General features: G+C 47.1%; 23 protein-coding genes. 8 read left to right on the top strand and 15 right to left on the bottom strand.

From position 1 onward, the window contains the following. Positions 1-44 precede the first annotated feature (44 nt). The gene (locus tag BLS69_RS27920) at positions 45-1760 is read right to left on the bottom strand and encodes a DUF6138 family protein (protein ID WP_091038455.1); all 1716 of its coding nucleotides are present in this window, start codon (positions 1758-1760) and stop codon (positions 45-47) included. A 297-nt stretch (positions 1761-2057) separates the two neighbouring features. Here BLS69_RS27920 and BLS69_RS27915 point away from each other — a divergent pair, with 297 nt between their 5' ends. Then, positions 2058-2300 (top strand): DUF7662 domain-containing protein, encoded by a 243-nt coding sequence (locus BLS69_RS27915; RefSeq protein WP_091038453.1) that lies wholly within the window; start codon positions 2058-2060, stop codon positions 2298-2300. A 66-nt stretch (positions 2301-2366) separates the two neighbouring features. On the opposite strand, the gene BLS69_RS27910 is transcribed toward BLS69_RS27915, so the two are convergent. From BLS69_RS27910 to BLS69_RS27900, 3 genes are all read right to left on the bottom strand, one after another. Beyond that, positions 2367-4019, bottom strand: a complete 1653-nt coding sequence (locus tag BLS69_RS27910) for an extracellular solute-binding protein (RefSeq protein ID WP_091038452.1) — start codon at positions 4017-4019, stop codon at positions 2367-2369. Positions 4020-4139: 120 nt separating this feature from the next. After that, entirely contained in the window at positions 4140-5732 is a 1593-nt protein-coding gene (locus BLS69_RS27905; RefSeq protein ID WP_091038450.1) for a response regulator transcription factor, read from the bottom strand. After that, positions 5707-7467 (bottom strand): sensor histidine kinase, encoded by a 1761-nt coding sequence (locus BLS69_RS27900; protein WP_091038448.1) that lies wholly within the window; start codon positions 7465-7467, stop codon positions 5707-5709. The genes BLS69_RS27905 and BLS69_RS27900 overlap by 26 nt, the downstream gene beginning before the upstream one ends. A gap of 161 nt (positions 7468-7628) precedes the next feature. Between BLS69_RS27900 and BLS69_RS27895 the strand changes: the two genes are divergently transcribed. From BLS69_RS27895 to BLS69_RS27885, 3 genes are all read left to right on the top strand, one after another. After that, on the top strand, positions 7629-7907 hold the full coding sequence (locus BLS69_RS27895; RefSeq protein WP_091038446.1) for a hypothetical protein: 279 nt from the start codon (positions 7629-7631) through the stop codon (positions 7905-7907). Positions 7908-8214: 307 nt separating this feature from the next. Beyond that, on the top strand, positions 8215-9135 hold the full coding sequence (locus BLS69_RS27890; RefSeq protein ID WP_091038596.1) for an ABC transporter permease: 921 nt from the start codon (positions 8215-8217) through the stop codon (positions 9133-9135). 34 nt (positions 9136-9169) lie between these two features. Then, positions 9170-10048, top strand: coding sequence for a carbohydrate ABC transporter permease (locus BLS69_RS27885; RefSeq protein ID WP_017692164.1), 879 nt, complete (start codon positions 9170-9172; stop codon positions 10046-10048). 64 nt (positions 10049-10112) lie between these two features. Here BLS69_RS27885 and BLS69_RS27880 read toward each other — a convergent pair whose 3' ends face one another. Next, positions 10113-10301, bottom strand: coding sequence for an aspartyl-phosphate phosphatase Spo0E family protein (locus BLS69_RS27880; RefSeq protein ID WP_091038444.1), 189 nt, complete (start codon positions 10299-10301; stop codon positions 10113-10115). A gap of 280 nt (positions 10302-10581) precedes the next feature. Further along, positions 10582-11292 carry a MarR family transcriptional regulator gene (locus BLS69_RS27875; protein WP_091038442.1) on the bottom strand — a complete coding sequence of 237 codons (711 nt, stop codon included), beginning with the start codon at positions 11290-11292 and terminating at the stop codon, positions 10582-10584. 390 nt (positions 11293-11682) lie between these two features. Here BLS69_RS27875 and BLS69_RS27870 point away from each other — a divergent pair, with 390 nt between their 5' ends. Further along, positions 11683-13257, top strand: coding sequence for an FAD-dependent monooxygenase (locus BLS69_RS27870; RefSeq protein WP_091038440.1), 1575 nt, complete (start codon positions 11683-11685; stop codon positions 13255-13257). An 84-nt stretch (positions 13258-13341) separates the two neighbouring features. Here BLS69_RS27870 and BLS69_RS27865 read toward each other — a convergent pair whose 3' ends face one another. The 5 genes from BLS69_RS27865 to BLS69_RS27845 all read right to left on the bottom strand — a co-directional run bounded on the left by BLS69_RS27865 (position 13342) and on the right by BLS69_RS27845 (position 17237). Continuing rightward, on the bottom strand, positions 13342-14364 hold the full coding sequence (locus BLS69_RS27865; protein WP_091038438.1) for a hypothetical protein: 1023 nt from the start codon (positions 14362-14364) through the stop codon (positions 13342-13344). A gap of 24 nt (positions 14365-14388) precedes the next feature. After that, positions 14389-15387 (bottom strand): cysteine peptidase family C39 domain-containing protein, encoded by a 999-nt coding sequence (locus BLS69_RS27860; RefSeq protein ID WP_256332441.1) that lies wholly within the window; start codon positions 15385-15387, stop codon positions 14389-14391. A 24-nt stretch (positions 15388-15411) separates the two neighbouring features. Beyond that, complete coding sequence (locus BLS69_RS27855; protein ID WP_091038437.1) at positions 15412-16326, bottom strand: helix-turn-helix transcriptional regulator; 915 nt, start codon at positions 16324-16326, stop codon at positions 15412-15414. An 83-nt stretch (positions 16327-16409) separates the two neighbouring features. Beyond that, the gene (locus BLS69_RS32805) at positions 16410-16598 is read right to left on the bottom strand and encodes a hypothetical protein (protein ID WP_074096524.1); all 189 of its coding nucleotides are present in this window, start codon (positions 16596-16598) and stop codon (positions 16410-16412) included. 315 nt (positions 16599-16913) lie between these two features. Continuing rightward, positions 16914-17237 carry an ArsR/SmtB family transcription factor gene (locus BLS69_RS27845; protein ID WP_036606795.1) on the bottom strand — a complete coding sequence of 108 codons (324 nt, stop codon included), beginning with the start codon at positions 17235-17237 and terminating at the stop codon, positions 16914-16916. Between the two features lie 208 nt (positions 17238-17445). Here BLS69_RS27845 and BLS69_RS27840 point away from each other — a divergent pair, with 208 nt between their 5' ends. Beyond that, positions 17446-18825: an MFS transporter gene (locus tag BLS69_RS27840; RefSeq protein ID WP_091038435.1), complete on the top strand. Its 1380-nt coding sequence runs from the start codon at positions 17446-17448 to the stop codon at positions 18823-18825. A 196-nt stretch (positions 18826-19021) separates the two neighbouring features. Here BLS69_RS27840 and BLS69_RS27835 read toward each other — a convergent pair whose 3' ends face one another. The 3 genes from BLS69_RS27835 to BLS69_RS27825 all read right to left on the bottom strand — a co-directional run bounded on the left by BLS69_RS27835 (position 19022) and on the right by BLS69_RS27825 (position 20990). After that, the gene (locus BLS69_RS27835) at positions 19022-19471 is read right to left on the bottom strand and encodes a nuclear transport factor 2 family protein (protein WP_074096526.1); all 450 of its coding nucleotides are present in this window, start codon (positions 19469-19471) and stop codon (positions 19022-19024) included. A 165-nt stretch (positions 19472-19636) separates the two neighbouring features. Then, on the bottom strand, positions 19637-20044 hold the full coding sequence (locus tag BLS69_RS27830) for an RrF2 family transcriptional regulator (RefSeq protein WP_017692155.1): 408 nt from the start codon (positions 20042-20044) through the stop codon (positions 19637-19639). Between the two features lie 106 nt (positions 20045-20150). After that, a complete protein-coding gene (locus tag BLS69_RS27825) occupies positions 20151-20990 on the bottom strand; it encodes an AraC family transcriptional regulator (RefSeq protein ID WP_091038433.1) in 840 nt (279 codons plus the stop codon). Positions 20991-21108: 118 nt separating this feature from the next. On the opposite strand from BLS69_RS27825, the gene BLS69_RS27820 reads away from it, so the two are divergent. Together BLS69_RS27820 and BLS69_RS27815 are read left to right on the top strand one after the other, a co-directional pair. Then, positions 21109-22113 carry a Gfo/Idh/MocA family protein gene (locus BLS69_RS27820; RefSeq protein ID WP_091038431.1) on the top strand — a complete coding sequence of 335 codons (1005 nt, stop codon included), beginning with the start codon at positions 21109-21111 and terminating at the stop codon, positions 22111-22113. Positions 22114-22133: 20 nt separating this feature from the next. Beyond that, positions 22134-23081 (top strand): aldo/keto reductase, encoded by a 948-nt coding sequence (locus BLS69_RS27815; RefSeq protein ID WP_091038430.1) that lies wholly within the window; start codon positions 22134-22136, stop codon positions 23079-23081. A gap of 271 nt (positions 23082-23352) precedes the next feature. On the opposite strand, the gene BLS69_RS27810 is transcribed toward BLS69_RS27815, so the two are convergent. After that, positions 23353-24372 carry a Gfo/Idh/MocA family protein gene (locus tag BLS69_RS27810; RefSeq protein WP_091038428.1) on the bottom strand — a complete coding sequence of 340 codons (1020 nt, stop codon included), beginning with the start codon at positions 24370-24372 and terminating at the stop codon, positions 23353-23355. Positions 24373-24412: the final 40 nt, after the last annotated feature.

Genomic DNA, 24412 nt, shown 5'->3' with positions numbered 1-24412 from the left:
TTACTGGCTCGCACAGTACAATCTTATTTGTCTTGTGTACATCTTCATTTCCCTGCGGCTTGCAACAGTTCCAGCAATAATTCCTTCCGTCTTCCCTCCGCTTTGCGAGCGAGCGTTGTGAGCTTCTCCACCTTGCCAAAGATCGGATAGAGTACACGTTCCGCTTCATAATGCTCAAGTTCTTGAATCTGCCTAACCAACAGTTCGAGTATCTCCTCATTCTCCAGCTCGGACTGAATCTTCAGCTTCAGACTGTCCGTCGAACGACGCAAACTGGTGATTAACGCAGGTATGGATTGAGCCGTTACACCCTGTTTTTCCACAAATGCCGCAATGAACTTATCCTGAATCAACTGATGCTCATCATCCACTTCGCCCATGTAATATTCAACCAGCGGGAAATACCGCTCATCCACGAGCCCCAGCCCAAAAGTTGCATAACTGCCCGGCATACAGCTTTTCTCTCCCTCGGTATCCTCATAAAACTCAAATTCCTGGATAGCCTCACGTGCATACTCTTCCAGGAGTGGATGCAACTCCGGGTATTCCAGTGCATTCGCAAAGAATCGGTGGGTATCCGACTTCGCGAGTCCCTTGATCGGCAAATACTGCTTTACGGCAGATTTCAGCTTGATCTTATAACCTTTTGGAAATCCCTGTTTCAATAAATGAATGATAAAGGTAAGTGCCTGTTGATAGGCACCCGCCTCCTCCTTACGAATGTGAATGGTCATCAGAGCAAATACATCATTTGCTTTGCATTCTACTTCTTCCGTTTTCACATGAATATCGTCCTTCGCATACGTACCGCTACCTTCTGTCATCATACGTGCCGCACGTTTGCTACCGAGTTGTTTCGCAAGTTCCAAGAAAGTCACACCTTTGGGTTTGCTATAACTCGGCTCAAAACGTAGAAACATGACCGCCGCATATAACAGCAGATCTATTGGTTGAGTCCCAGATGTTTGCGCCTTCCCATGCTTGTCCAAATGTTGATCTGTCTGTGTTTCAATATTCGATTGAAGCGTTGCTCCGGGCTTAAGTGAATATTCATTGGTACGATAAGGCGAAGACTGAACATCATAATACTGTGGCAAAAACTGATTCTCCACCCATGCCGTCACTGCACGAGTAATCTCACCACGATGTTCCGCAAGTGCATCCGGACGCCCCTGATTCAACTCTTGAATCCGGTCATACAGCCTGATGGTCCATGCTACATCCAACTCCGGGAACAGCTTTGGATCGAGCAGATGACTCGTCAAAAAGAAGGATTCCAATGGCTTCGTTGGATATGTACCGTGTTCTAGCTTCTTGTCTACATAGGTATGAATACGCTCAAGGAGCAGATGTCTTTTCTCATCGTTTATCCATTCCAATAAAGTCAGTTGCAGCTTGCCTTCGGTTGTTGGAAATTTCCCGCGGAAAGTGAAGCGGTAGTCAATCAACGGAGTATCTGCCAGCTTGTCCAATCTTCCCTGAACAACCTCTACAAGCTTAGGCCCAATCTCGTTACGTACCTGTTCCTCGGTAAAGGCTCCTGCCTGCTTTGATTTCACATCATCATCCAAACCCAGATCCAGGCTGTCTACCGTGGTCCGTCCAGGTTTGTAATCCAGCACAATATCATTAACAATACCCATTTGCAGCGTGGTTCGCTTCACAACACTTTCCAAGTCATCCCGCTTTTCCTGTTCATCAAACCATTCATGAATCGTGGTTATCATCTCTTCCATCGCCTGATCATAAAGTGTACTCATCTAATCTCCTGCCTTCCCATGCATCTTATGATGTTCATCAACCACACTTGAACCTCTATGAATCCCGGATCAATCCGGGCATCTATGTTATAAATACGTATTGATGTTCGTATATTACCTACTATTTTACTCTCTCAAGTACAATCGGAACAATAAGGCTTACGCACGGTTGCTTGCTAGTAAGAGAGATCTACGGATTCCTTTTTTTTCATATCTATGTATGCTCTCGGTATGCCCTCGCTATCGTCATCCCCAAGTTGTATAATCATTGTATTCCTTTTCAGGAGGTCCGACTAAATGAGCTACAGCAAATACTTCCCCTTGGAAAACTATTTGAATCAAGTTTCGATCACCCTTACATACGCAGAGCTTGAGGAGATTCTCGGATTTACGTTACCCCCTACAGCGTATAATCGCGAACAATGGTGGGTGAATAATTCCATGAATCATACACAGGCACTATCCTGGTTAAATGCCGGATGGAAGGTTGAGAATGTGGTTTTAGGAAAAAACGTTACTTTTGTCCGCTGTGAGTCATAAAACGTTTGTGATACATAAAAAGCAGGGTAGACTGATGAATTCATCAGTTCTTCCCTGCTTTGATTATTAATTGACTGTCTTATACCACTCGTTCACTTCGGTGGTAATATCATCCCCGCCCATGGATTTCCACTTCGTCACAAACGCATCAAATTCCTCAATGCCCACCTGACCATAGATGATCTTGCTGAACGTATCCTTCTCCAGCTTGTCGATCGCGTCCTTTTTCATTTTCATCGTCTCGGTTGGTGCTCCCGTGAACTTGTTCTTGATGGCATTATCTTTATTCGCAACGACCACCTCAGCGGCTACAAACACTTCCGGTTTGTTGGCAATCTTCGTATTTTTCTCAAAAGGAGTCTCCGGCTCTTTGCCCTTCGCAAGTTCCGCCAGCGTCTCCATCATCAGATTCGGAATCCGTGCACCATCATACGTAATTGTATATTTGAGTGGTGATACGCCATCCTTCACTTCAGCTTCACCAACCACTTTGCCGTCCACAATATCATAGTCATATCCTTGCGCAAAGCCATGTTCGAACTCGCTGCCCACTTCCGGATTGGCAAAGTTGTCGAACAGATAATTTTGATACGTGAAGAAAATTTCCGGGTTCGCCATGTCTTTGTTAATCAGCACCACCCCGTTGCTTGCACCAGAACCATGTTGATGGCTCTCGCCTGTTTTTCCTGTAGGTAAGGCAATGGCCTTATACGTGGCACCGTCCACATTTTTCTTCACATCATCAATCGGCCAGTTTGGCATCCAGTGCGGCCCTACGATAATGCCAGCTTTACCTGCGGTGAACAGTTCTGCTGCCTTGATCTCGTCATAGACGCCTGCTTCTTTCGGCAGGTAACCTTTGGATAACCAATCTTTCATCGTTGCAAGGCCTTCCTTCACACCTGGCTGGATGGAGCCATATTGCAGTGTTCCGTCTCCGGCATCATTCCACTGTCCAGGCATCGTGTTGTACATGCCGAAGATCCAGCCCGATTCCGTCATCCACGTATTGAGCGCATTCTTCATGCCGACAGTGAGACCATACGTATCTTTCTTGCCGTTCCCATCCGGGTCTTGATTTGTAAAAGCATCCATGACCGTAACCAGCTCATCCATGGTTTTTGGTTCTTCCAGTCCCAATTTCTTCAGCCAGTCTTCCCGAATGAACATGACCGAATCGCCATTGTACGCATAATCAAAGATTGGAATGCCATAACGCCCGCCCTCATACATGTATGGATACCATTCTTCCGGTGCGGATTCGGATGCCTGTTTCCATGTGTCCGAAGCATACTTGTCAAACAGTTCGCCTGCATTGGCAAACTTGCCGGACTCAATTAATTCCCTTACCAGATTGTAGTCTCCCCGAATGGATACGATATCCGGCAGTTCTTCGTTAGCGGACAGCGACAAGCGCAATTTCGTGTAAAATGCATCATTGGTCACCGATACAGCCCACGGTGTGGTCAGATCGATGCCAAGTCGTTCCTTGGCCCATTTGGTATGCACATTGTTCTGTGCCGTTTCCCCATTCTTGAACTTCGTGTCATCATTCCAGGCCCGCAAATAACTCATCTGTACCGCCGGTTCATACTTCCCATCTTGCAGAGCAAGTGGTGCAGCGGCTTCCTTCGTTGGTTCTTCCTTGGCCCCCGAACTACATGCCGTTACGGCAACCATCGTGATTGCGAGCAATGCCGTCATCATTTTTCTATACATGAACTAACCCCTCCTCAGGTAACTTGGATACCCTTATGTGCCAAATGCACCTTACATGAAAAGGATAGTGCAGCCAGGGAGGCAAACATATATCACAATTTCAATGTTCATATTGATTTGTTAACCGTTCCGAAAATCCTGCGGGGTCAGTCCATAATGTTTACGGAACACCTGAATGAAATAAGGCGTGTTATTGTACCCCACTTCCTGACCGACTTCATAGATCTTCATCGCCGTATGCTTCAGCAAATGAACCGCACGTTCCATTCTGGAACGGATAATATAATCACTAATGCCTTCACCTGTGGATTGTTTGTACATTTTCGACAGATATACGGGGTGCAAATGCACCTCTCCAGCAATGACCTGCAACGATAGATCCTCGCCTAGATGATGGTCAATCCATTGCTGCACCTGCCGAATCAGCGATGATCCGGCATCCTGTCCCGCATCGCTTGTGCTCTCTTCCCACTGCTGCATCACACTTCTGGTCCACGTTTCCAGACTGCGCAGTGAGATGCCATAACCGTCTTTAAGCAACTGCTGGTACTGCTCACCAAGCACTTCGGTTAACTGCCTTCCTTCCCGATGAGCCATATAGGAGAATGCCGCCGCCAAATAATGAAAAGCCACATACACATGCTCCGGGAACACACTGTTCGACAGTTCGGCAAAGATCTGATCAATCTTGCGGTGTGCATCCTCCATGCGCCCGGCTTCCAGCAACGCCGTTAGACCCGGCGGTTCATACAGTGCTGCAAGTGACTTCAACGTGGCCCCATTGGTTCCCGCAGCCGCATTCAGATGTAATCCTTTGCCCGCCTCGGCCTGCTTGCGAAGTGCACTGACGGCTTGATGATATAGCTGCGGCACCTGATCTGGAAAACGCCCCATACGACTAACGGATAGGGAAATGGTCGCGTTCAGATACTGCCTCACACTGTGGATCAACCGCTCTCCAAGTCGGCCCATTAACATTTCAGGTTCGGCCTGAGTTTGTTTGGGACTGGCCATGAAGACCAGATCATCATAGGCATCATCCGTATGGCAGAGATGATAGGTACTGCCGTAGATCTCTTCCACTACATTCGAGATGGCGTACTTCATCAATCGAAACGCTTTATGTGTAGGTTGATGGTCATCATACCGGATGAGCAGCAGTTGCATTTTATCTTGTGGACGGAACCCGATCTCCAGTTGCTCCAGCTTCCCTTCGAGTTCAGCATCCGCAAATTTATGCCCTAACAGTACATCCTTCATCAGCTCCGCCCGCTTCTCAGGCAGATGTTCCCTTACCGAATACATGGCCCGCTGATGCAGCAATTGTTTCTCACCCTCCAGGCGAATCTGCACTGCAGCCTGCTGCACGGATTCGATCAGTTCCTCATCCCGGACCGGTTTGAGCAGATAACTAACCGTCCCATGTTTGAGCGCCTGCTTCGCATAATCGAAGGAGGCATGCCCCGATAAAATAATACATTTCGTCTGTTCCCACTTTTGCCTGATGTGACTGACCAGATCCAGACCGGACAGACCCGGCATGCGGATATCCGTGATAATAATATGGACCTGATGTGATGCCATATGCTCCAGGGCTTCTTTGACTGAATAGGCTTTGAATACCTGACCAATCCCGTGTTCTCTCCACGGTATCGAGACAGCGATCGACTCCACTGCCGAATGTTCATCATCCACGACCATCAGATTCATCATACATTTGTTCCTCCTCAAACCATCGAATTTCTACACTAAGTCCACCATAGGGAATCGCTCCAAAATGAAGACCAGACGACAGCCCATATCGCGTAACGAGACGCTGGTGCACATTCCACGTGCCTGTTCCAATCTCCTCGCCCATCGGTTCATTAATCTCCCGTTCCAATTCCGCAATCTCTTCCGCTGTCAGTGTGACACCGTCATTGTCTACAAACAGGCTATATCTTGTATATTTTCGTCCCTCAATATGTTCGGATACCGCCATCCCCGTTACGACGACATGCCCACTGCCTTCCATCGGTTCGATGCCGTGGATCACTGCATTCTCTACGATCGGTTGAATGAGAAGCCGTGGAATGTGGAGCTGCATCAGTTGCTGCGGTACGGCGATCTCGTAGGTCAGCCGGTTGGTCCGCATCTGTTGAATGGACAGATAATGGTCCAGTAACCGGATCTCTTCTTCCACTGTAGTCATGTCATTCTCGCCCCGCGTAATGTAGCGATAGTAGTCTCCCAGACTTAGCGACATGGCAATAACCGCTTCGCGGTTGCCGAGCTGGGTCATATTTTTGATATAAAACAGGCAGTTGTACAGGAAATGCGGATTGATCTGTGATTGCAGATGTTTCAGTGTGGCTTCCCGTGAGCGGATACGTTCCTCGTATACCTTCTCAATCAATTCCTGAATCTGCTCTGCCATATGGTTAAAGCTTTGGGTGAGATACGCGAATTCATCACGGGAGTGATCGACTGGAATCCGAGTGGACAACTGGCCTTTGCGAATCTGTTGCAGCCCTCTCATCAAACGATGGATGGGCACCTGGACTTTTCGATACAAAAGCAGTGCAGCCCCGATACTCAGCACGAGCAGTAACAGAATGGAGGTAATAAACATATTTCGGCTCTTGTCCATCGGGGTTAACAAATCATCCAATACCACCGGGTTCACGTATACCGCTTGCAGTTGTTTGGAGTGCACGTAACTGACCAAATATTGTTTGTCACCCACCTCCAGCTGATGATTACCTTCCCTCTCCGGTCCGTCAAAGGGGATATCTCGCATAATCGCTTCGACCAGTTCGCGGTCTGCCGTACGGTTCAGCAACGGATCATTGCCCGGTACTAACAAGAAAGGATCTCCTCCCTGCGTTTCTTTAAAATCATCCAACATGGCAACCACGTTCATCGGGTCAAAATTAATCTCCATCACGGTTCGCACACCTGTGTTCACCGGTTTTTCATTCCACTCATAGTTATCTGTGAAAAAGTAGGTGAAACTCCCCTGCTCCAGCTGCCATTGTCCAGGTTGCGGAAACGTCAACATTTTCTCATCGTAGACTGTCCGGCTGGACATGGTGGATAACACCAGTTCCGCTTGTGGCAGGACAATGGTAATATCGTTCTTCCAGCGGCTGGTGGACTGGTACAATGATAATTTGTCGAGAATATCCAGATAGATGCTGTTTTTCTCATATTGGCTGGTGGAGTCCGTCATGTAACGGTAATGCAGGATACTCGGATCTCGCAGCAATGTGAGGCCATACAGCGAGAGCTGCTCGATATTTTTATCCACCTGGGAGCTGAAATAATTGAACTGGTTCAGACTCGACTGTTGTTTCTCTTCAACGACCATATCCACATTTGCCTGATTCGCGTATGTATAGAGCAGCAGAATGGGTACCAGCAGGCAGATTAAAAGAATGACCGTCTTCGCAAATACTGTGAATTTCATCGTTTCACCCTGTTCCTGAATTTGAAGTCCTTCTACACCGAAGTCCTATTTTATATTGAAAACCCTTACATTTCTATATGATTTTATATTCGCCTGCTTTCCTGCAACTTGTAATCCCCTTATACTGGGAGTGAATCAACATTTCGTGAGGGGGCTCTGTGATGCAACTGACAGAACAAGGCATTTTGCACATTGAAGAAGACGATATCTCCAGCTTGTATTGTTACCGGGATCAGGATGGCATGGCCTTTGATGCTTCATTATTGTTTGAATTACAGCTTCAGGGATTAACGTTGCCACAAGGTAGCGTACGAGCGATTCAGTTTGATTTTGAGGCAGAGGAATCCCCCCTCTATGAAGAACGGGAACGTTTAGTGGCCGAGGTGCAGTCAGCGGTTCGTACCGTTGATGCGCAGTATGATGGCTCGATTGTGAAATAATATAGGCACGTTCAGCATGAAGGGCATATCGGAAGCAAAATAACATATGGCAGGAGCACAACCTGAAGACAGGGGCATTGGACTTTACAGTCGGATGCTCTTTTTTGCTGTTTCCATCAACAAGTTAATATTTCAACATCCGCATTGAAATGTTGTTCTATAGTCCGCCCTTTTCCGTTGCTATAATTCAGTTGCTCCACTCTGTGCAGAGGCTAACTCGCCTCATGTTGTCGGGGTTGGACGAGATAAAGGAGGGACCCTGATGGCTATGGAACAACCGTTAACAACCAATACGCCGGTGCGAAAAATGACACCCCATCCACGCAAACGTACCCGCTGGAATTTCAAACGCACGTGGCCGCTGCATCTGATGCTGCTGCCTGCTGTACTGCTCACATTGCTGTTCGCCTATGTGCCCATGGGCGGCATTATCATTGCTTTTCAAGACTTCAAACCGTGGCTGGGGTTCACTGGCTCCAAATGGGTCGGCTGGGACAACTTCCAATTCATGTTCGAATATCCCGACAGCGTTCAGGTCATCTGGAACACGGTGCTAATTGCTTCGATGAAAATTGTAGCCGGACTTGTGGCCCCCGTTGTGTTCGCCATTTTGCTAAACGAGGTTCGGAACTCTACGTTCAAACGTTTCTCACAGACCTTGGTGTATCTGCCCCATTTCCTGTCCTGGGTTGTCCTGGGCGGCATTCTGCTCGATATGTTATCACCGGAAGGTGGGCTGGTAAACCAGGTGTTAGCCGCGGCTGGCGTTGAACCGATCTTCTTTCTGGGAGATGGAGACTGGTTCCGTGTAACGGTGGTTGTCAGTGATGTGTGGAAGGAATTTGGATTCGGGACAATTGTATTTCTGGCAGCACTTGCGGGCATTAACCCGGCATTGTACGAGGCTTCAGAGGTGGATGGGGCAACACGACTCAGACAGACACTACATATTACCCTGCCTGCACTTGTGCCGATGATTATCGTGGTAGGTACGTTATCGCTGGGCAATATCCTGAATGCAGGCTTTGACCAGATCTTCAACCTGTACAATCCGCTGGTATATGAGAAAGGTGATATTATCGATACCTTTGTCTACCGGATGGGAATTCTGAATGGCAAAATGAGCTTTGCGACTGCCGTTGGGTTATTCAAATCATTTGTCGCGATGTTCCTGGTCATCTCTGCGTACCGGATGGCATACAAAATCGCCAATTACCGTATTTTCTAAAAGAGTTAGCATAACGCATTAAGGAGGAATCAAGGTGTATCACAAAACAACCGGGTACCGTATATTCAATGGCTTTAACCTGATATTCATCGCGGCCGTTTCGATCCTGTGCATCCTGCCGCTGGTCCATATTCTGGCGGTTTCCTTCAGTGGTAAAGCGGCAGCATCCGCCAATCTGGTAACACTGTGGCCGATTGATTTTACGGTGGACGCCTATACCAAAACATTTGGTAACAGTAACTTTCTGAGTGCACTCTGGATTTCAGTCCAGCGTACTGTTCTGGGAACACTGCTCAGTATGACACTTGTCTTCCTGACGGCTTATCCGTTATCCAAGGAAAGTCTGCATTTCAAGGGACGCTCGTTATATGCGTGGTTTTTCATCTTCACGATGCTATTCAGCGGGGGATTGATTCCATCCTATATTTTGATCCAGAAGCTTGGACTGATTAATACGATGTGGGCTCTCATTTTGCCAGGCGCGGTGGCTGTCTGGAACCTGATTCTCATGATGAACTTTTTCCGAAACGTGCCAAAAGAGCTGGAAGAAGCCGCATTCATTGATGGAGCCAACCATATCACAACTCTGTTCAAAATCTATCTGCCTGTTTCCATGCCCGCCATTGCGACGATTTCTTTATTCACGATGGTAGGTCAATGGAATTCCTGGTTCGACGGGCTGATCTATATGAATGATGCTTCCAAATATCCACTCGCCACGTTAATGCAGACCATAATCGTACAGCAAGATTTCTCCAACATGAACGTGGATGCAACGCAGCTCCAGAACATGTCTCAACGTACGGTGAACGCGGCTCAGATCTTTATCGGCGCTCTGCCGATTCTGCTCGTATATCCGTTCTTGCAGCGTTTCTTCGTAAAGGGAATTGTGCTCGGGGCGGTAAAAGAGTAAGGCAAACACACGGAATCCCTTCTTGGAATTCTTCTTCATTTTATAAGTGCATTCTATACGTTCATTATTTCAGTTGATTCGAATTCGTTCTTCCGCGAGTTGCGTTGTTATATTCATTAATTAACTCATCCAGCACCATGGATTGGCGAATAACCTCCGGATGCCACAGTTCCGCATATTGATCAGCAATCTGGTAGAGCCTTTGCCGTGCATGTTCGATACATTCCTGAATGGTTTCCGGATTATGTACCATACTCCCGCCCCCTGTTGTCCTTGAATATCATCATCCAAAAAAGACCATCTAATATAATATTCGGAACAAGAGGGGATTTGGATTACCCCAAAATTAAAATTTTGGTTATTTTTTCTTGTAAAAGTTATGATTAGCGTGGATCACATGAGTTGATGTGCATATATGTTCAAAGCAAATAAACCGGATCGGCTGCAGCCTGTCCGGTTTTATAGCGCTTATTTATTGCAGAACAACTTCGTATGCCGAGATGAATATGAGCAGGCTCAACAGCTTACTTACGTTAATCCTCATATTTCGTAAAGAAAACATCCTCAAGAACGGCCTTGGCCTTCTTCAGATCACGGGTATTCAGTGTATGAAGCATCCCCATAATTTCATTCATTTCCTCGTTAACGGTTAACTCCCCTGTGGTCTCATTAAGTTCTGAGTCTTCTTCAGGATAAGCCCCCCCATCACCAGAAACGATGGATGGCCCATCTTTTTCCGAATTGAACCAGGACGCCTGTGCCGTATCACGGAGAGCATGCGCTAAGAACTGCAATTCATCTTCGGTATATCGCTGCAAAAAACGATTTGCGCCAAGATCAATTTGTTGATGCATGGCTTGATGTAAACGATAGATGTCTTGACCCTGTTCTGTCATGCGAAACAATACTTCTTTTTTATTATCCGGCAGGTATTCAGGCAAAATGATATTTTTCTGTACCAGCCTCTTGGTGATTTTGGAAACCGTGCCTTTGGAAAAGCCAAATTGCTTTGAAATGGTTATCCCATTTACAGGTTCAAGTGTTCCGATAGCATCCAGCACATGTAACATCGTAACCGTCATTTCTTCGATTAACTCTTGAACTTCCGGATCAGGGCTGTGCTTAAGCAGCCATTCCTTCTCTTCGTCATCTTCCGCTTGGAATTTAATCTGTATGTCTTTCACAGCTTCCAGCACTTCATCAATCAGGTGCTCTTTATTGTGATAGTTTGATGGCTTGATCATCCTTTTTCCTCCAACACTAATGAACTTCATCCCAGTATATCAAGGACAGGTTCATAATTAAAGTTTCCAGGAAACAATATTGACAAAAGAATAGAATTTAAATTATTATTGTTGCAAGGAAACTTATTGTTTCTGAGAAACAATAAGTTGAACTAATCATTTACACGATAACGAAGAGGACAGAAAAAACCTGAAAAAGCGAAGCTAAAAACTTTCTGCAAGAAAGCTACTTCGGAAGCATACGCTTCTTCTTTATCACCAGATTTCCCCTTGAGAAAGGGAATCGAAAAAATCCGGGGATAACAGCGATTGGAAGGTTGTTCTGTCATCGTAGTGCCTGTGTAAATAATCTTTAGTTCAATTTATATAATTCAGAGAGGAACATTACAAATGACAGATATACGATTCAAGCCATCGCAAGAGAAGCAACAACCGGATGTGAGTCCATCAAGGGAAGATTACGATATCGACGTATTGGTTGCAGGTGCTGGCCCGACCGGATCTACATTAGCAGCAGATCTGTTGCGCCGCGGCCTTCGTGTCCGGCTGGTCGATAAGGCTCCCCATGCCTTTAAGGGTTCTCGTGCCAAGGGGGTACAGCCGCGTACCCAGGAGGTTTTTGAAGATCTAGGCGTGCTGAGTGATGCTCACACAGAGGGAAGTTCTTACCCGCTCGCAGGTATCCATCTAGGTCCGATCACTGTGCCGTGGCGCATGCAGCAGCGAAATAAACCTACACCAGATCTGCCCTATCCGAATATTCTTCTGCTGGCTCAACACCGCACGGATGCCATCCTGCACCGCCTACTCGAACGTCAGGGGCTGAATATTGGATTTAACAACGCGGTAGATACTTTTGAACAGGATGACGCTGGGGTGACGGTGACGCTCTCTTCAGGGGAAAAGATTCGCAGCAGATATCTGGTGGGGGCAGACGGGGGTTCCAGCACCGTTCGTAAAGGTACAGGTATTCGATTTGTTGGAGAGACCAACGAATCAGATCGTATGCTCATCATTGATGGTACAATCGATGGCTTGTCTCGCAATCGTTGGCATATGTGGCCCCGCACAAAAGGTAAATTTGTAGGAGCATGCCCATTGCCACACTCCGACCAGTTTCAGGTCATGATCAGGTTGGGAGCAGACGAGAACCCAGATCTGGACGAGGCTGTACTTGCCGCTCAGTTCTACAAGCTCACTGGTTTACGACTCTACGACATTACCTGGAGTTCCGTATTCCGTCCCAACGTGCGACTTGCTGAGCATTATCGGTCGGGCCGTGTCTTCCTTGCAGGCGACGCAGCCCACGTCCATACCCCAGCCGGTGCGCAAGGGCTCAATACCGGTGTACAGGACGCTTACAACCTCGGCTGGAAGATAGGTCAGGTCATTGCTGGCGCACCCGATCGCCTGCTTGACACCTATGAAGCTGAACGTCAACCTGTTGCCGCACGCGTTCTTGGGAAATCCAGCGAGTTGTACGCAAAGCTCGATAATAAACGTCTCGCCAGTCTCAAACGTGGTGACGAAGAACGACAGCTCGCACTATCGTATCATGGTGGTCCACTTAGCTCTGAGCATGCATCAGCGACCAAGTCACTTCAGGTCGGAGATCGAGCACCTGATGCTCCATGCATCGGCCCAGGCGGTGTAAGACGACTGTTTGAGATCCTTCGTGGACCACAATTCACATTGCTTGCCTTTGGAGCCAATACCGCTCATATTCTCCCAGAGTTGATCTGGCCAACCAGCGGTGCCGAATTGCACAGATACATCGTTAGTACCGGCAATGAAGCCGAACAGAATGTTATCAACGATACCACCAAAAAACTGACCGAAATCTATGGCATTCACAGCGACACGCTGGTACTGATTCGACCCGATGGTTACATCGGCAGCATCATCAAGGGCGACTGGCAGGCGGAATTTGAGAATGCGGTCAGCATGGTTACCCCGCCAAGTTAAGTGAGAAATATTTAAACTGCGCTTCTAGCATCAAATGGAACTTCGACCCGGGGGGTATCACATCAGATAAACTACTTGTTATATTTATCTTAATCCAACATCCTTAAAACGATTGCCTATCGTCTCTGGAAAGGCAAGTTTAATGGCATCAATGGCACGTTGTTCCGTAGCCCCTGCCTTCCATATAAGCTCAATTACCCTTTGCACACATTCCGGTTCTCTCGAATCCCAAGAGATGGAGTTGTCTATTTCCTCAATGATCATTGTATACAGGTTTGCGAGTAGCTCATACTCGTTTATGACCTGGTCCATTTGAATGGACAGATGCTTAAGTCCTGCAACATAAGAGGCAATATCCAACCTTGATTCGGCATAATAGCAAAGTACAGTTGCCGCTTGTTCAGCGTCATATGTTCCTGACTGCAAAGCAGCAGCAATAGCGGCATACGCAGCCGCCCCACAGGCATAATCTTGGGGCGGCAGCATATAGTCATGGGTTTCCCATTTGTAGACGGCCTGTATTAACGATTCCTTGCAGACTTCCCATAGATCTATAGGTGCACAGGCTTCCATCACCTGATAGTACCAGTAGGGTGTACTGTCCCTCCCAAACGAATCATAGGGCAGACGAATGATTTCATTACCTTTACTTTCACAGATGAACAGCACACGTTCCACCTCATCATATCCAGTAACAATGACAAATTGATCGTGCCAAAGAATCGCACCTACGCCCCGGTCAATGGAAGCTTTGATATCCAGCAGAGCCTGCTTCTGATAGAGCGGAAAAGTCGGTTCAAATGAAAAGCCCGCTGCCTGGCTCGCCGTCACGCCAATGAAGTCGGCTGCGACAAAGTTCTCTGCCATCCAGTTGTATGCGGAGATTGACTCTGCCGTCAGACACCGATCCACCACTAGTCTGAATGCACTTGCTGTCATACCTGCAATCATGTGGTGTGGGAAAACCGTCCACTGTTTATGTAATAAAATGCGATACAACGCATCTGTATACGCGCTCATACCGCTCCATGATCTATATTCATCAGCAAAATTCACAGCTTGCGGGGATTGAATCCAGTCCTGCAATACTACTTTTGTCGCCATCATCCTTCACTCCCTTCCTCTCTCATCCTATCGCGCGGAATGTGCTCCCCACCGTGGTATAGTGGACCTTTTACGGTCAGGATACTTCCGGGATATCACTCGAAAATAATCAATAGCCTGCTCTTCCAATGCTTTCGCCTTCACTAGTACCTGTGCTAGATCTTCTGTCGTATCTGATCGCAAGACACGTCTATTTTCCTGCTGAACTATATATCCTTTCATTTGGTCAATTAACGTTCCAAGCTTTTCATAACATGCACAAGCCTGGTCCAGTTCGTTCCATATCCCTCGAACACCCTGCAAATACATTCTTATTTCGGTTCGCGAATGGCAGAAGGATTCCAAAATATAACCTGCACCGGATTCATCGAAATCCCCACTCCGCAGGGCCTCCACCCACACATCATATGCCTTTTTACCTGAGGCAATATTCTGATCAGGTAACAGACGATAGGGAATATCCCAATCCTCAATCGCCAGTCGCAGGGATTCCAGCAGCATCTGCTGTTCAGGAATGCGGACCTGATCACCAAACACCTGACAATACCAAAATCCGGTAAAGTTTAAGCCGAAATTGTCATACAACAGAATCTGCGGTTCCTTGCTCCATCCGTCTTGCACATAAAAGATGCGGTCACTGTCATCATATCCATGAATAACACCGAACTCAGGAATCCAGTAAATCACACCAGTGCCTTCATCAATACTCCGTCTCACCCAATTCACTGCATCCTGCTGGTAATAACCAAACGTGGAATGACGTGTACGTCCCCCATCCAAAATCGTGAATATCCCCAGGTTATCGACTCCGGGACGATGTGCCTCCCCCCATTGTCCATACGCTGTAACCGACATGGGAAGTAGTCTGCGATGTATCGACAGCTTGAAAGCCATGCCCGTATATCCGGCAAGTACAACCTTGGAACCTTGAAACTGGCCTGTATGGGTGAGTATCGCATGCAGACTATCCACGTACGATTTGGACTCCCGCTTCATAATGAGGTTATCTAAAATATTCTCAGCCAAGGACGGATCTTCTCCTCTCTTGCTTTATTCCATCTTACTTTGTATCGCGAGCCTGTTAATTAATCCTTCTGCGCTTTGCTGAAGCTTGCGTCTAAGCCACCCAGGAGACAAAAGTTCCTCCCATTCGCTAATAAACAAATGCTGCAAGAAAGCGTCCGTGTCATAAAATTCAATTGAATAAATCTGATCTTGCCTAGCCTGGATACGATACCCTTGCCATAGGTCCATTTGCTGCAATTCCTTCAAGCGAATCTCAGCTACAAACGGTTTACGCACAGGCAGTGGTTCTTCCCATCCACCTAGGAGATCATCTGACCTGTACTCAAATCTCTCATCCAAGATCGATACATGAACAATGCCTTCCAAGCGAATTGCCACTTGTTGTACAGGGTCTGCTTCATAACCCACCACGTAATCGGCGTTATACTGGGATATCATCTTTAATGGACACAAGGAAAACTGCCGTTCTCCATCGTGATCCCTATAATGAATATGTACTCTGCGCAAGTCAGTTATGGCATGGGACAATAATTCAAAGAATTGCAGTTGCTTCGGTTGCGCCGAAAATACCGGAAGCTCGCTACTTCCCATCTGTTGTTCCTCCAACGTAAAACGCTCCAGCAAATGCGCTACACGTTTCACCGCGTCTGCTTGATCATAATCGTAATGTCGATATCGATGCGCCAGATATTTCAGCACACGCTGCTCTTCTTCGGTCATATACAAATGGGGCAATCGAAAAGTCTGATCCTCATAACAATAGCCCCGATATTTTGCCATATACACCAAAGGGGCTCGCAGGGAACTTGCCATATATTCAATATCACGCTGAGCCTGACGACGGGAGATTTCAAACTCACGGGCAAGCCAGCTGCTATTCGGAAAACGTCCACCCCGAATCTGTTCGTCAAACCAGTGAATCCGATGCATGTTACTCATCTTCCCGCCCCCATCTCATCCATTCCTAATATATTCGATTATATCAAAAGACATGGCCCGTTCCGAAGAACAGGCCAGTTATGTTATACATGTGCCTTATCCACTCTGGATTGCACGGCTTTGAAGCATTTCTTGCATACTTTCAGACTTGTACCGTCTGTTTTTGTTTGCGTATACAACAATTTAATTCGGGTACTGCTACACACCGGGCATGTTCCCCGGCCTCTGGAAGGAAGACTCCACAAGACGCGTCCTCTTTTAGTTTTTGCCAATGGTTGTGAACCTCTTTTCGATATGGTTTGTGTGTTCACCGTTATTATATAGGGCATGGTACGACACAGAATGTCGCATCAGTTTTAAAGGTTGTTCAAAAAGTCCCCAATTGATCACGAAGTAGACCACGAAGCGAACTCGACATCGAATCTTGCGTTCACCTTCGGAGTCCGGTGCTCATGTAGGTTTGCCTACACTCCGCTCCTCCTCCTTCAGGTTCTCGTAACCTTCTCGGTGCTGAATCGTTAACTTTTTGAACATGCAGTATCAGAAAATAAAAATGTCCCCTCTTCGACCTGAAGAAAGGACAACATTTAGGAAGGATCTGTGCTCGACTGAGCTGCGGCCTGCAATAACGGTTGCAGGAGTCCTGGAAAGCGCGTTTCCAAATCATCGGATCGCAGGGTGAGAAAATGCTGTGTGCCCTGCACTCTGACCCGAATGACTCCCGCTTCTCGCAGGGTCCGAATGTGATGCGACATCGTTGACTTCACAACAGGTGCATGAAAATGACTGCACGGCTGCTCCCCGCTTCTCGCTGCTTCGGCAACAATCCCAAGACGGGTCGGGTCGCTTAATGCGTACAATACGGAGGAAAGTTCAATATCTGATACTTGTGGATGATGTAAAATCTTCATATTGTAGTCTCCTTTTATCAGACTATCCATTGTATTTTAACACAGATCCATGATATATTTCTAATGTTCGACACCAATCGAACTTTAATGATTTCGTTATGTAACCCCTGCTGTTAGGCACGGGATTGACATCATACTACATTTTGCAAATGTTACACACCGTTTCTGAAATGTTGCGAAATACACATCATCACTTTAGGAGGTTTTTATGAACAACACCGCAACCGCATCATCAGGGGAACGGACCGGAATACAGGAAGGTTTAATTGTAAGCTTGCTTGGTTTCACCGTTGTACTCGTTGTTATGAATACAATGATGTTTAATCTGGCCCTGCCCAAAATTGCAGCCGAATTTATGCTTACATCCGTCGCTTCCTCATGGATTGTTACAGGGTATTCCATTGTATTTGCCATTTCCTCGATTACGTTCTCACGTCTATCGGATTTCATACCTATTCGTACATTATTCACGACCGGGCTTACGTTACTTGGTGCGGCATCCGTTCTCGGGTTCTTCAGTAATCATTTCATCATTTTGCTCATTGCACGTCTGATCCAGGCTGCGGGTGCTGCATCAGTTCCGGGGCTCGCCATTGTGCTGATTACCCGGTACATTCCACATGATCGCCGGGGTAAATCGATGGCTGTCATCATGTCCGCCAGTTCACTGGGTCTTGGACTTGGTCCCGTCATCGGCGGAAGTATTACCCAGTTCCTGGGATGGCATGATCTGTTTATCGTTACGGGGTTAACGTTATTCTTGATTCCTGTATTCTTCAAACTGCTTCCGCGGGAAACACCGCAAAAAGGTTCATTTGACCTGCTGGGTGCCGTGCTTCTTGCCATCGGTACTACGGGTGTACTGTTATTCCTGACTTCCCGTCAGTGGTACACGCTTGTTATCGGTGTTGCAGCACTGCTTCTGTTCTGGCTCCGAATTCGGCGCGCGGCAGATCCATTTGTTCAACCTGCTTTGTTCAAAGACAAAAAATATATGATGCTCAGCTCGCTGGGGATTGTATCGTACATCAATAACTTCTCAACGTTGTTCCTGCTGCCGCAAATTTTGGCACATCTATATGGACTGACCCCTGCTCAATCCGGGCTAGTCATCTTCCCGGGTGCAGTCGTGTCCATGCTGCTGTCCAACCGGATCGGCCGCATGATTGACCGACATGGCAATACGTTGCTGTTGAAATTTGCACCATGGTTGCTACTTGCTGCTGCCGGATTGTTCGCCTTATTTGCAGACAATAACATATACGCCATCATGGCCGTGTATGTCCTGCTCAGCGTTGGCTTCTCTTCCCTAACCACCAGCGTGTCCAATGAATTGTCTGGCAATCTGACCATGGATCAGGTGGGCGCAGGTATGGGACTGTTCCAACTTAGTCAGTTCTTCAGCGGTGCCTTCAGCGTTGCTGTCACTGGTGTAGCGTTAACTGCGATGCAAAACATGCCGCTATCCTCGGCGTACACCAATATTTTCTGGGGTATGACCGTAGTTGCACTGGCATCCGTTATTTTCTCTCAGGTGTATCTGAGAATGCAGTCACGGAAAGTTACGGAAACAAGTAACCGGATCTAACATCTCATTTAAGCAAAAGAAGTCAGGAAGGGACCCTCGGGTTCTGAACCTGGCTTTTTTCTATCCCATTTTTCTGTGCATGTGTCAGCTGCCCTCTCCCACAAACACAAAACAGCCCCAAGAATGCGTTCATCACGCTCCTCGGGGCTATTATTTTACGGTTGATCAAATTCTATATTCTTCTACACTGATTATACTATTCAAACAGGTCCAAACGAAGACGTTTCAGACTTGTATGTTTGATGTACCACTGGCCGTCGATTTTGACAAAAGTCTCGTGGTAGTGCCCAAATCCGTGGAAGGATTTGTTCTCATTGCCCTCCGGGAACGTGACCCAATCTTCCATTGGGGAGATGACCTTTGCTTCGTTCTCAGATACAAATTCAACTTCGGCGCTATGAACATGATGCACAGTTACGGCAACATCCACAAGATCACGGAATACTTGTACGATCGTATCACGGCCTGTTAATACCGGAATTGGATTGCCCTCTGTGCTGAAATCGGCCACTGCATCCGGAGCAAACACATCACCCAAGGTATCCCACTGCTTCGTATCAATATAGCGGCAATAACGCGCCTTGGTGTTCCGAATGTTTTCAAGCGCGAGCAATTGTTCCAGTCCTGTGATCGTTGATTGGCTCATGTGTTGTCCCTCCAGAGATGTAAAATGTGATGTAAGATTAGGATCATGTATGTATGCATACTATACCTTCCTTATTGTACCATTCGCCTTCTATTAGGTACAACGATACAAAAAAATCTTTCCTTACCTCTCGCGAGGTTGGGGAAAGATCACTTCTAGTGCAAGTTACAGGGAATGTGCACCCTTCATCTGGGAAGCCAGTTCTGACATTTTTTTATTGTTCAAAAAACTTTCCATCTCTTCTTCCGCCTGCACCATCACCTGCTGGATCAAACAGCCTGCGTTATGATTCTGGGAACATTCGAACAGGGACGCCTGACCTTCAATCGCATGAATGATCTCCAGGAAAGAAGGGTCCGGATTTTTACGACTAAGTCGGTAACCACCATTGGCACCAGAAGTAGATTCAATCATGCCCGCCTTAACCAATTTGGTCAAAATTTTGGACAGGTAGGTTGGTGATACCTTCTGCAATTCTGCAAGTTGGTGTACACTAACCAGCTGCTCAGGAGCAGTGCTTACAAGATGAAGCATCGTATGCAAAGCATAATTTGTCGCTTTTGAATATTTCATGAGGGCACCTCATTATACACGGATTTAATTTATCCATAATAGACTTGATTGAGTTCTCTGTCAAACCACTACATTTCAAACACTGGCAACATCGAAAGGATACGGGTTAATTGTGATACAATCCGCGGTAATCCGTAGGTGTCATCCCCTCATGGGCCATGAACTGGCGGTTAAAATAACTGGCATTGGGATACCCCGCTTCCTCCGCAATCTGTCCAATGTTGGCCGCAGGCCGTTCCAGTAACCATTGCTTCGCCATCTGTAGTCGTGAACGAGTGATAAATTCCATAGGCGTCATCTCCACAGCACTCTTGAACATTTTGCAAAAGTAATACGAACTCACACCTGCGAGATCCGCCCAGTCCTGTAACAGGAAAGGTTGACAGGCCTCTTGCTGCATCTGTGGAAGAAGTGCAAGAACCCGACTCTCCGCCTTACTTGTGGTACGTGTACTCTTTAAAGGTACTGCATGCTGCACGAACTCCGCGAGTACGGCATAGGTCAATGTAGATAGCTGAGCCGGACGCAGCATCGTGTTCTGTTCCGCTTCAGTCAGCAAGGCCAGATGAGCCTCTTCCCAAGAGCTGCGTTGCCGCAGTGTCCATAATAGATTGCGATGTAACCCCCGCTCGATCATATAATCATGTAGACGTTCACCGTAAAAATGAACCCATCGTACATCCCACGGATCATCTTCACTACTATAATAATGCTGTCGCTGCTGCGGGAAATATAGAACCGCCTGACCTGCGCGAAGCTCATGCACCACCCCGTCCACTTCCACGTACCCTTTGCCCGCAGCGACGTAGTGAATATTAAAGTTGTTCAGTGCTCCTGCCTCCCGCAACACGGAATGCTGGACGTGGTCCATATAATGTCCAACGGACTCGGGATAACAAAAATATGGAATATCCTGCAGGGTAAGCAATACGGTTTGTCTCATCATAGCCGGTTCTCCTTGATCAACAATATTGTGTTAACTAACCTCAATATATTATCATTTTAATTCATTGATCTATTCTTTATAATCACAATATACATTCATACACAGGAGGATACAACACATGAATTCAGTTCAAAAATTGCGTTGGGGCATTCTTGGTAGCGCTAGCATTGCTGTGGAATCCGTCATTCCAGGCCTGCAGCAATCCGAGTTGAATGAAGTAACCGCGATTGCTAGTCGAGACGAAGATAAAGCCAAGCAAACGGCTGAACAACTTGGGATCGACAAGGCTTATGGCAGTTATGAAGCTTTGCTCGCTGATGATTCCATTGATGCCGTATATATCCCACTGCCGAATCATCTTCATCGGGAATGGACGATCCGGGCTGCTGAAGCAGGCAAACATATTTTGTGCGAAAAACCACTGGCTCTGACAGAGCAGGAAGCTCAGGAGATGGTTCAAGCTTGTGCAGATGCAGGTGTGCATCTCGCGGAAGCATTCATGTACCGCCATCATCCAAGATATGAGCAGATCAGGGATATCATTGCCAGTGGTGAGATCGGTGAGATCCGTGGTATTCACAGCACATTTTCATTTAATAACTCCAATGCATCCGGCAATGTCCGCTTTCGGAAAGAGTGGGGTGGCGGTGCACTGTATGATATCGGATGTTATTCCATCAGCGTAGCACGTCTGCTGCTTGGTCAAGAACCAAGTGCAGTTACCGTGATTGGCATGTTCTCCCCACAACATGATCAAGTCGATATGATGGCTTCCGGACTGCTGGAATTCGATAATCACGTTGGCGTGACGTTTGACAGCAGCATGTGGGCAGCCTTCCGCAACACGCTGGAGGTATTGGGATCCGACGGGATTATAGAAGTCCCTTCCGCATTTATCAGCGGACAGGACCGCAGTTCCAACTTCTATGTAACGGCTGGTGGTGAACGCAGAGAGATTGAAGTCCCGCAAGTGAACCACTACTCATTGCAGGGAGATGATATGGCACGTGCTGTACTTCAGGGCAAGGATCTGCGCTTCGCCCCTTCCGATGCAGTAGCTAATATGAAAGTACTGGAAGCTTGCCTTCGTTCAGCGGAAGAACGTACACGAATTACACTATAATTGAGAGGATGAACTGACTTATGGAATATATCGAAATTGCTGGTGCAGGTAAACGTGTCTCCAGATTGATTAAAGGAACCGATTATTTCGTGCATAATGCCTACGATAAAGCAGCTACGAACATGGATGCTTTTCTGTCGATTGGCGGTAACACCGTAGATACAGCACATATCTATTGTGGTGGACAGAGTGAAGAAGTCCTTGGTCGTTACATGAAAGAACGTGGTAACCGCGACCAGATCGTCATTCTCACCAAAGGCGCGCATCATGACCAGAATGGACCACGTGTGAACGCTGATGCCATCCGCAGTGACTTGATGGAAAGTCTGGAGCGTCTTCAGACAGATCACGTAGAGATGTATGCCCTGCACCGGGATGATCCCAATACCCCTGTCAGTGTCATTCTTGAAGCATTAAACGAACATATTGAATCCGGTAAAATCGGCGCAATTGGCGCCTCCAACTGGACTTGGCAGCGACTCGAGGAAGCCAATGCGTACGCTGCGGCAAACGGCTTGAAGGGCTTCACATTCAGCAGTCCAAATCTCAGTCTCGCCAAAGCAAACGAACCTTTCTGGGAAGGTTGTGTGTCAGCAGATGCAGAGACGCTGGCATGGCATGACCAAACCAAGCTGCCCTTGCTATCCTGGTCCTCTCAAGCGCGTGGTTTCTTCACTGGACGATTCACACCTGAAGTTCGGGATAACGAAGACCTGGTGCGTGTATTCTACAGTGATGGCAACTGGGAACGGTTGCGCCGGGCTGAACAATTGGCTAATTCGAAGAAAACATCACCTATTCAGATTGCACTCGCTTATGTATTGAATCAAACGTTCCCAACCTGTGCCCTGATCGGTGCCCAGAATCAGGCGGAGCTGCTGTCCTGTGACGAAGGTTCCCGCATCACGCTGACTCCTGCTGAAATAACATGGCTGGATCTGGGCAGTGATGTACCGGCTGGCATCTAAAGAAAGTTAATCATTATATCATTAATTTTAATGACTCTAAGGGGCTGATATTACGCGGTAGCGCATAATATCAGCCTTTTCTGTTATGCAAAAGCGATCCACTATTGTAAACCCTATTGCACAATTACCGTATCCCTGTTCACGTTCCCCCCCACTTGCCCGGGAACAAATAAAGAAGGACTTACCCCAGAACACTTCTCTGAAGATAAGTCCCTTATATCATAGATTAAGCCATATAGAATGTTAGAAATTGCACTGTCATTCGTATGGATTACAGTTTAACGATCTGACCTGTTTTCTCGGATTCGAATGCTGCCAAGATCACTTGCAGGGAACGCAACCCCTCTTCTCCGGAAATCGCTGGAGGGGTTTGAGTTACAATTGACTCTACAAATGCGTCAATTACACCACTCGGCACTTGTTTCTCGTTGGTAGCCATGGCACCAACTTTGTACGTCTCAACTGTGCCATTGGTCAGTTCAACGATAACTTCATCGCCTTCAACTGTTCCGATCTTCATGACACCATTCTCGCACCACAGAACAGTACTGTTGTCTCCAGCTCTGTATTGTGTCCAGCTCGCTACCAGCGTTCCGATCGCTCCGCTCTTCATGCGCAGCAAACAAGTTGCGTTATCGTCAACCTGAGTACCTTCCTTGTGCAGTGTGCTGATAAAACCAGCCACTTCAGATACTTCATCATTCAGCAAGTAACGGATAAAGTCTGATTTGTGCACGCCCAGGTCACCCATAGCGCCCATAATAGCTTCTTCTTTACGGAAGAACCAACTTTCAGCTCCGTCCACACTCCATCCTTCCGGACCTGGGTGACCGAATGATGTACGGAAATTCAGAACTTTTCCAAGTCTGCCGGAGTCGAGAATTTCTTTTGCTTTTACGTGAGGAGGCATCAAGCGCTGGTTGTGTCCAACCATCAGATACACGCCATTTTTCTTGGCAGCTTCGATCATTTGCTCGCCTTCTTCAGTGGATACTGCCATTGGTTTCTCAACCAATACATGCTTGCCTGCATTTGCAGCAGCAATCGCCATTGGGGCATGCAGATAGTTCGGTGTACACACACTAACGGCATCCACCGTTTCGTTTGCAAGCAATTCCTCGTAATTGGAATACGCTTTACCGCCGTAAGTCTCGGCCATCTTCTCCGCACGCTCCACAATCGGATCGGCAAAAGCGACAAGTTCTACGTTCTCATTGGCAGCGTACTCTGGAATATGTCTGCGCTCGGCAATGGCTCCACAGCCGAATACAGCAACTTTAATTTTACTCATGTACATAAGTCTCCTTTGACAAATAGATTAGCATTTTTCA

This window comes from Paenibacillus sp. CF095, from assembly GCF_900101225.1.
Taxonomy (GTDB): domain Bacteria; phylum Bacillota; class Bacilli; order Paenibacillales; family Paenibacillaceae; genus Paenibacillus.
Note: the sequence above shows the minus strand (reverse complement) of the source record. Positions and strands in the feature narration are given on the sequence as shown.

What these genes read in the sequence shown, in the direction of transcription:
- BLS69_RS27870 (WP_091038440.1), top strand. Translation starts at nt 11,683, where the DNA reads ATGACAGATATACGATTCAAGCCATCGCAAGAGAAGCAACAACCGGAT.
- BLS69_RS27900 (WP_091038448.1), bottom strand. Translation starts at nt 7,467, where the DNA reads ATGAAATTCACAGTATTTGCGAAGACGGTCATTCTTTTAATCTGCCTG.
- BLS69_RS27875 (WP_091038442.1), bottom strand. Translation starts at nt 11,292, where the DNA reads ATGATCAAGCCATCAAACTATCACAATAAAGAGCACCTGATTGATGAA.
- BLS69_RS27820 (WP_091038431.1), top strand. Translation starts at nt 21,109, where the DNA reads ATGAATTCAGTTCAAAAATTGCGTTGGGGCATTCTTGGTAGCGCTAGC.
- BLS69_RS27890 (WP_091038596.1), top strand. Translation starts at nt 8,215, where the DNA reads ATGACACCCCATCCACGCAAACGTACCCGCTGGAATTTCAAACGCACG.
- BLS69_RS27910 (WP_091038452.1), bottom strand. Translation starts at nt 4,019, where the DNA reads ATGTATAGAAAAATGATGACGGCATTGCTCGCAATCACGATGGTTGCC.
- BLS69_RS27880 (WP_091038444.1), bottom strand. Translation starts at nt 10,301, where the DNA reads ATGGTACATAATCCGGAAACCATTCAGGAATGTATCGAACATGCACGG.
- BLS69_RS27915 (WP_091038453.1), top strand. Translation starts at nt 2,058, where the DNA reads ATGAGCTACAGCAAATACTTCCCCTTGGAAAACTATTTGAATCAAGTT.
- BLS69_RS27865 (WP_091038438.1), bottom strand. Translation starts at nt 14,364, where the DNA reads ATGATGGCGACAAAAGTAGTATTGCAGGACTGGATTCAATCCCCGCAA.
- BLS69_RS27855 (WP_091038437.1), bottom strand. Translation starts at nt 16,326, where the DNA reads ATGAGTAACATGCATCGGATTCACTGGTTTGACGAACAGATTCGGGGT.
- BLS69_RS27810 (WP_091038428.1), bottom strand. Translation starts at nt 24,372, where the DNA reads ATGAGTAAAATTAAAGTTGCTGTATTCGGCTGTGGAGCCATTGCCGAG.
- BLS69_RS27905 (WP_091038450.1), bottom strand. Translation starts at nt 5,732, where the DNA reads ATGATGAATCTGATGGTCGTGGATGATGAACATTCGGCAGTGGAGTCG.
- BLS69_RS27840 (WP_091038435.1), top strand. Translation starts at nt 17,446, where the DNA reads ATGAACAACACCGCAACCGCATCATCAGGGGAACGGACCGGAATACAG.
- BLS69_RS27895 (WP_091038446.1), top strand. Translation starts at nt 7,629, where the DNA reads ATGCAACTGACAGAACAAGGCATTTTGCACATTGAAGAAGACGATATC.
- BLS69_RS27920 (WP_091038455.1), bottom strand. Translation starts at nt 1,760, where the DNA reads ATGAGTACACTTTATGATCAGGCGATGGAAGAGATGATAACCACGATT.
- BLS69_RS27825 (WP_091038433.1), bottom strand. Translation starts at nt 20,990, where the DNA reads ATGATGAGACAAACCGTATTGCTTACCCTGCAGGATATTCCATATTTT.
- BLS69_RS27845 (WP_036606795.1), bottom strand. Translation starts at nt 17,237, where the DNA reads ATGAAGATTTTACATCATCCACAAGTATCAGATATTGAACTTTCCTCC.
- BLS69_RS27815 (WP_091038430.1), top strand. Translation starts at nt 22,134, where the DNA reads ATGGAATATATCGAAATTGCTGGTGCAGGTAAACGTGTCTCCAGATTG.
- BLS69_RS27830 (WP_017692155.1), bottom strand. Translation starts at nt 20,044, where the DNA reads ATGAAATATTCAAAAGCGACAAATTATGCTTTGCATACGATGCTTCAT.
- BLS69_RS27835 (WP_074096526.1), bottom strand. Translation starts at nt 19,471, where the DNA reads ATGAGCCAATCAACGATCACAGGACTGGAACAATTGCTCGCGCTTGAA.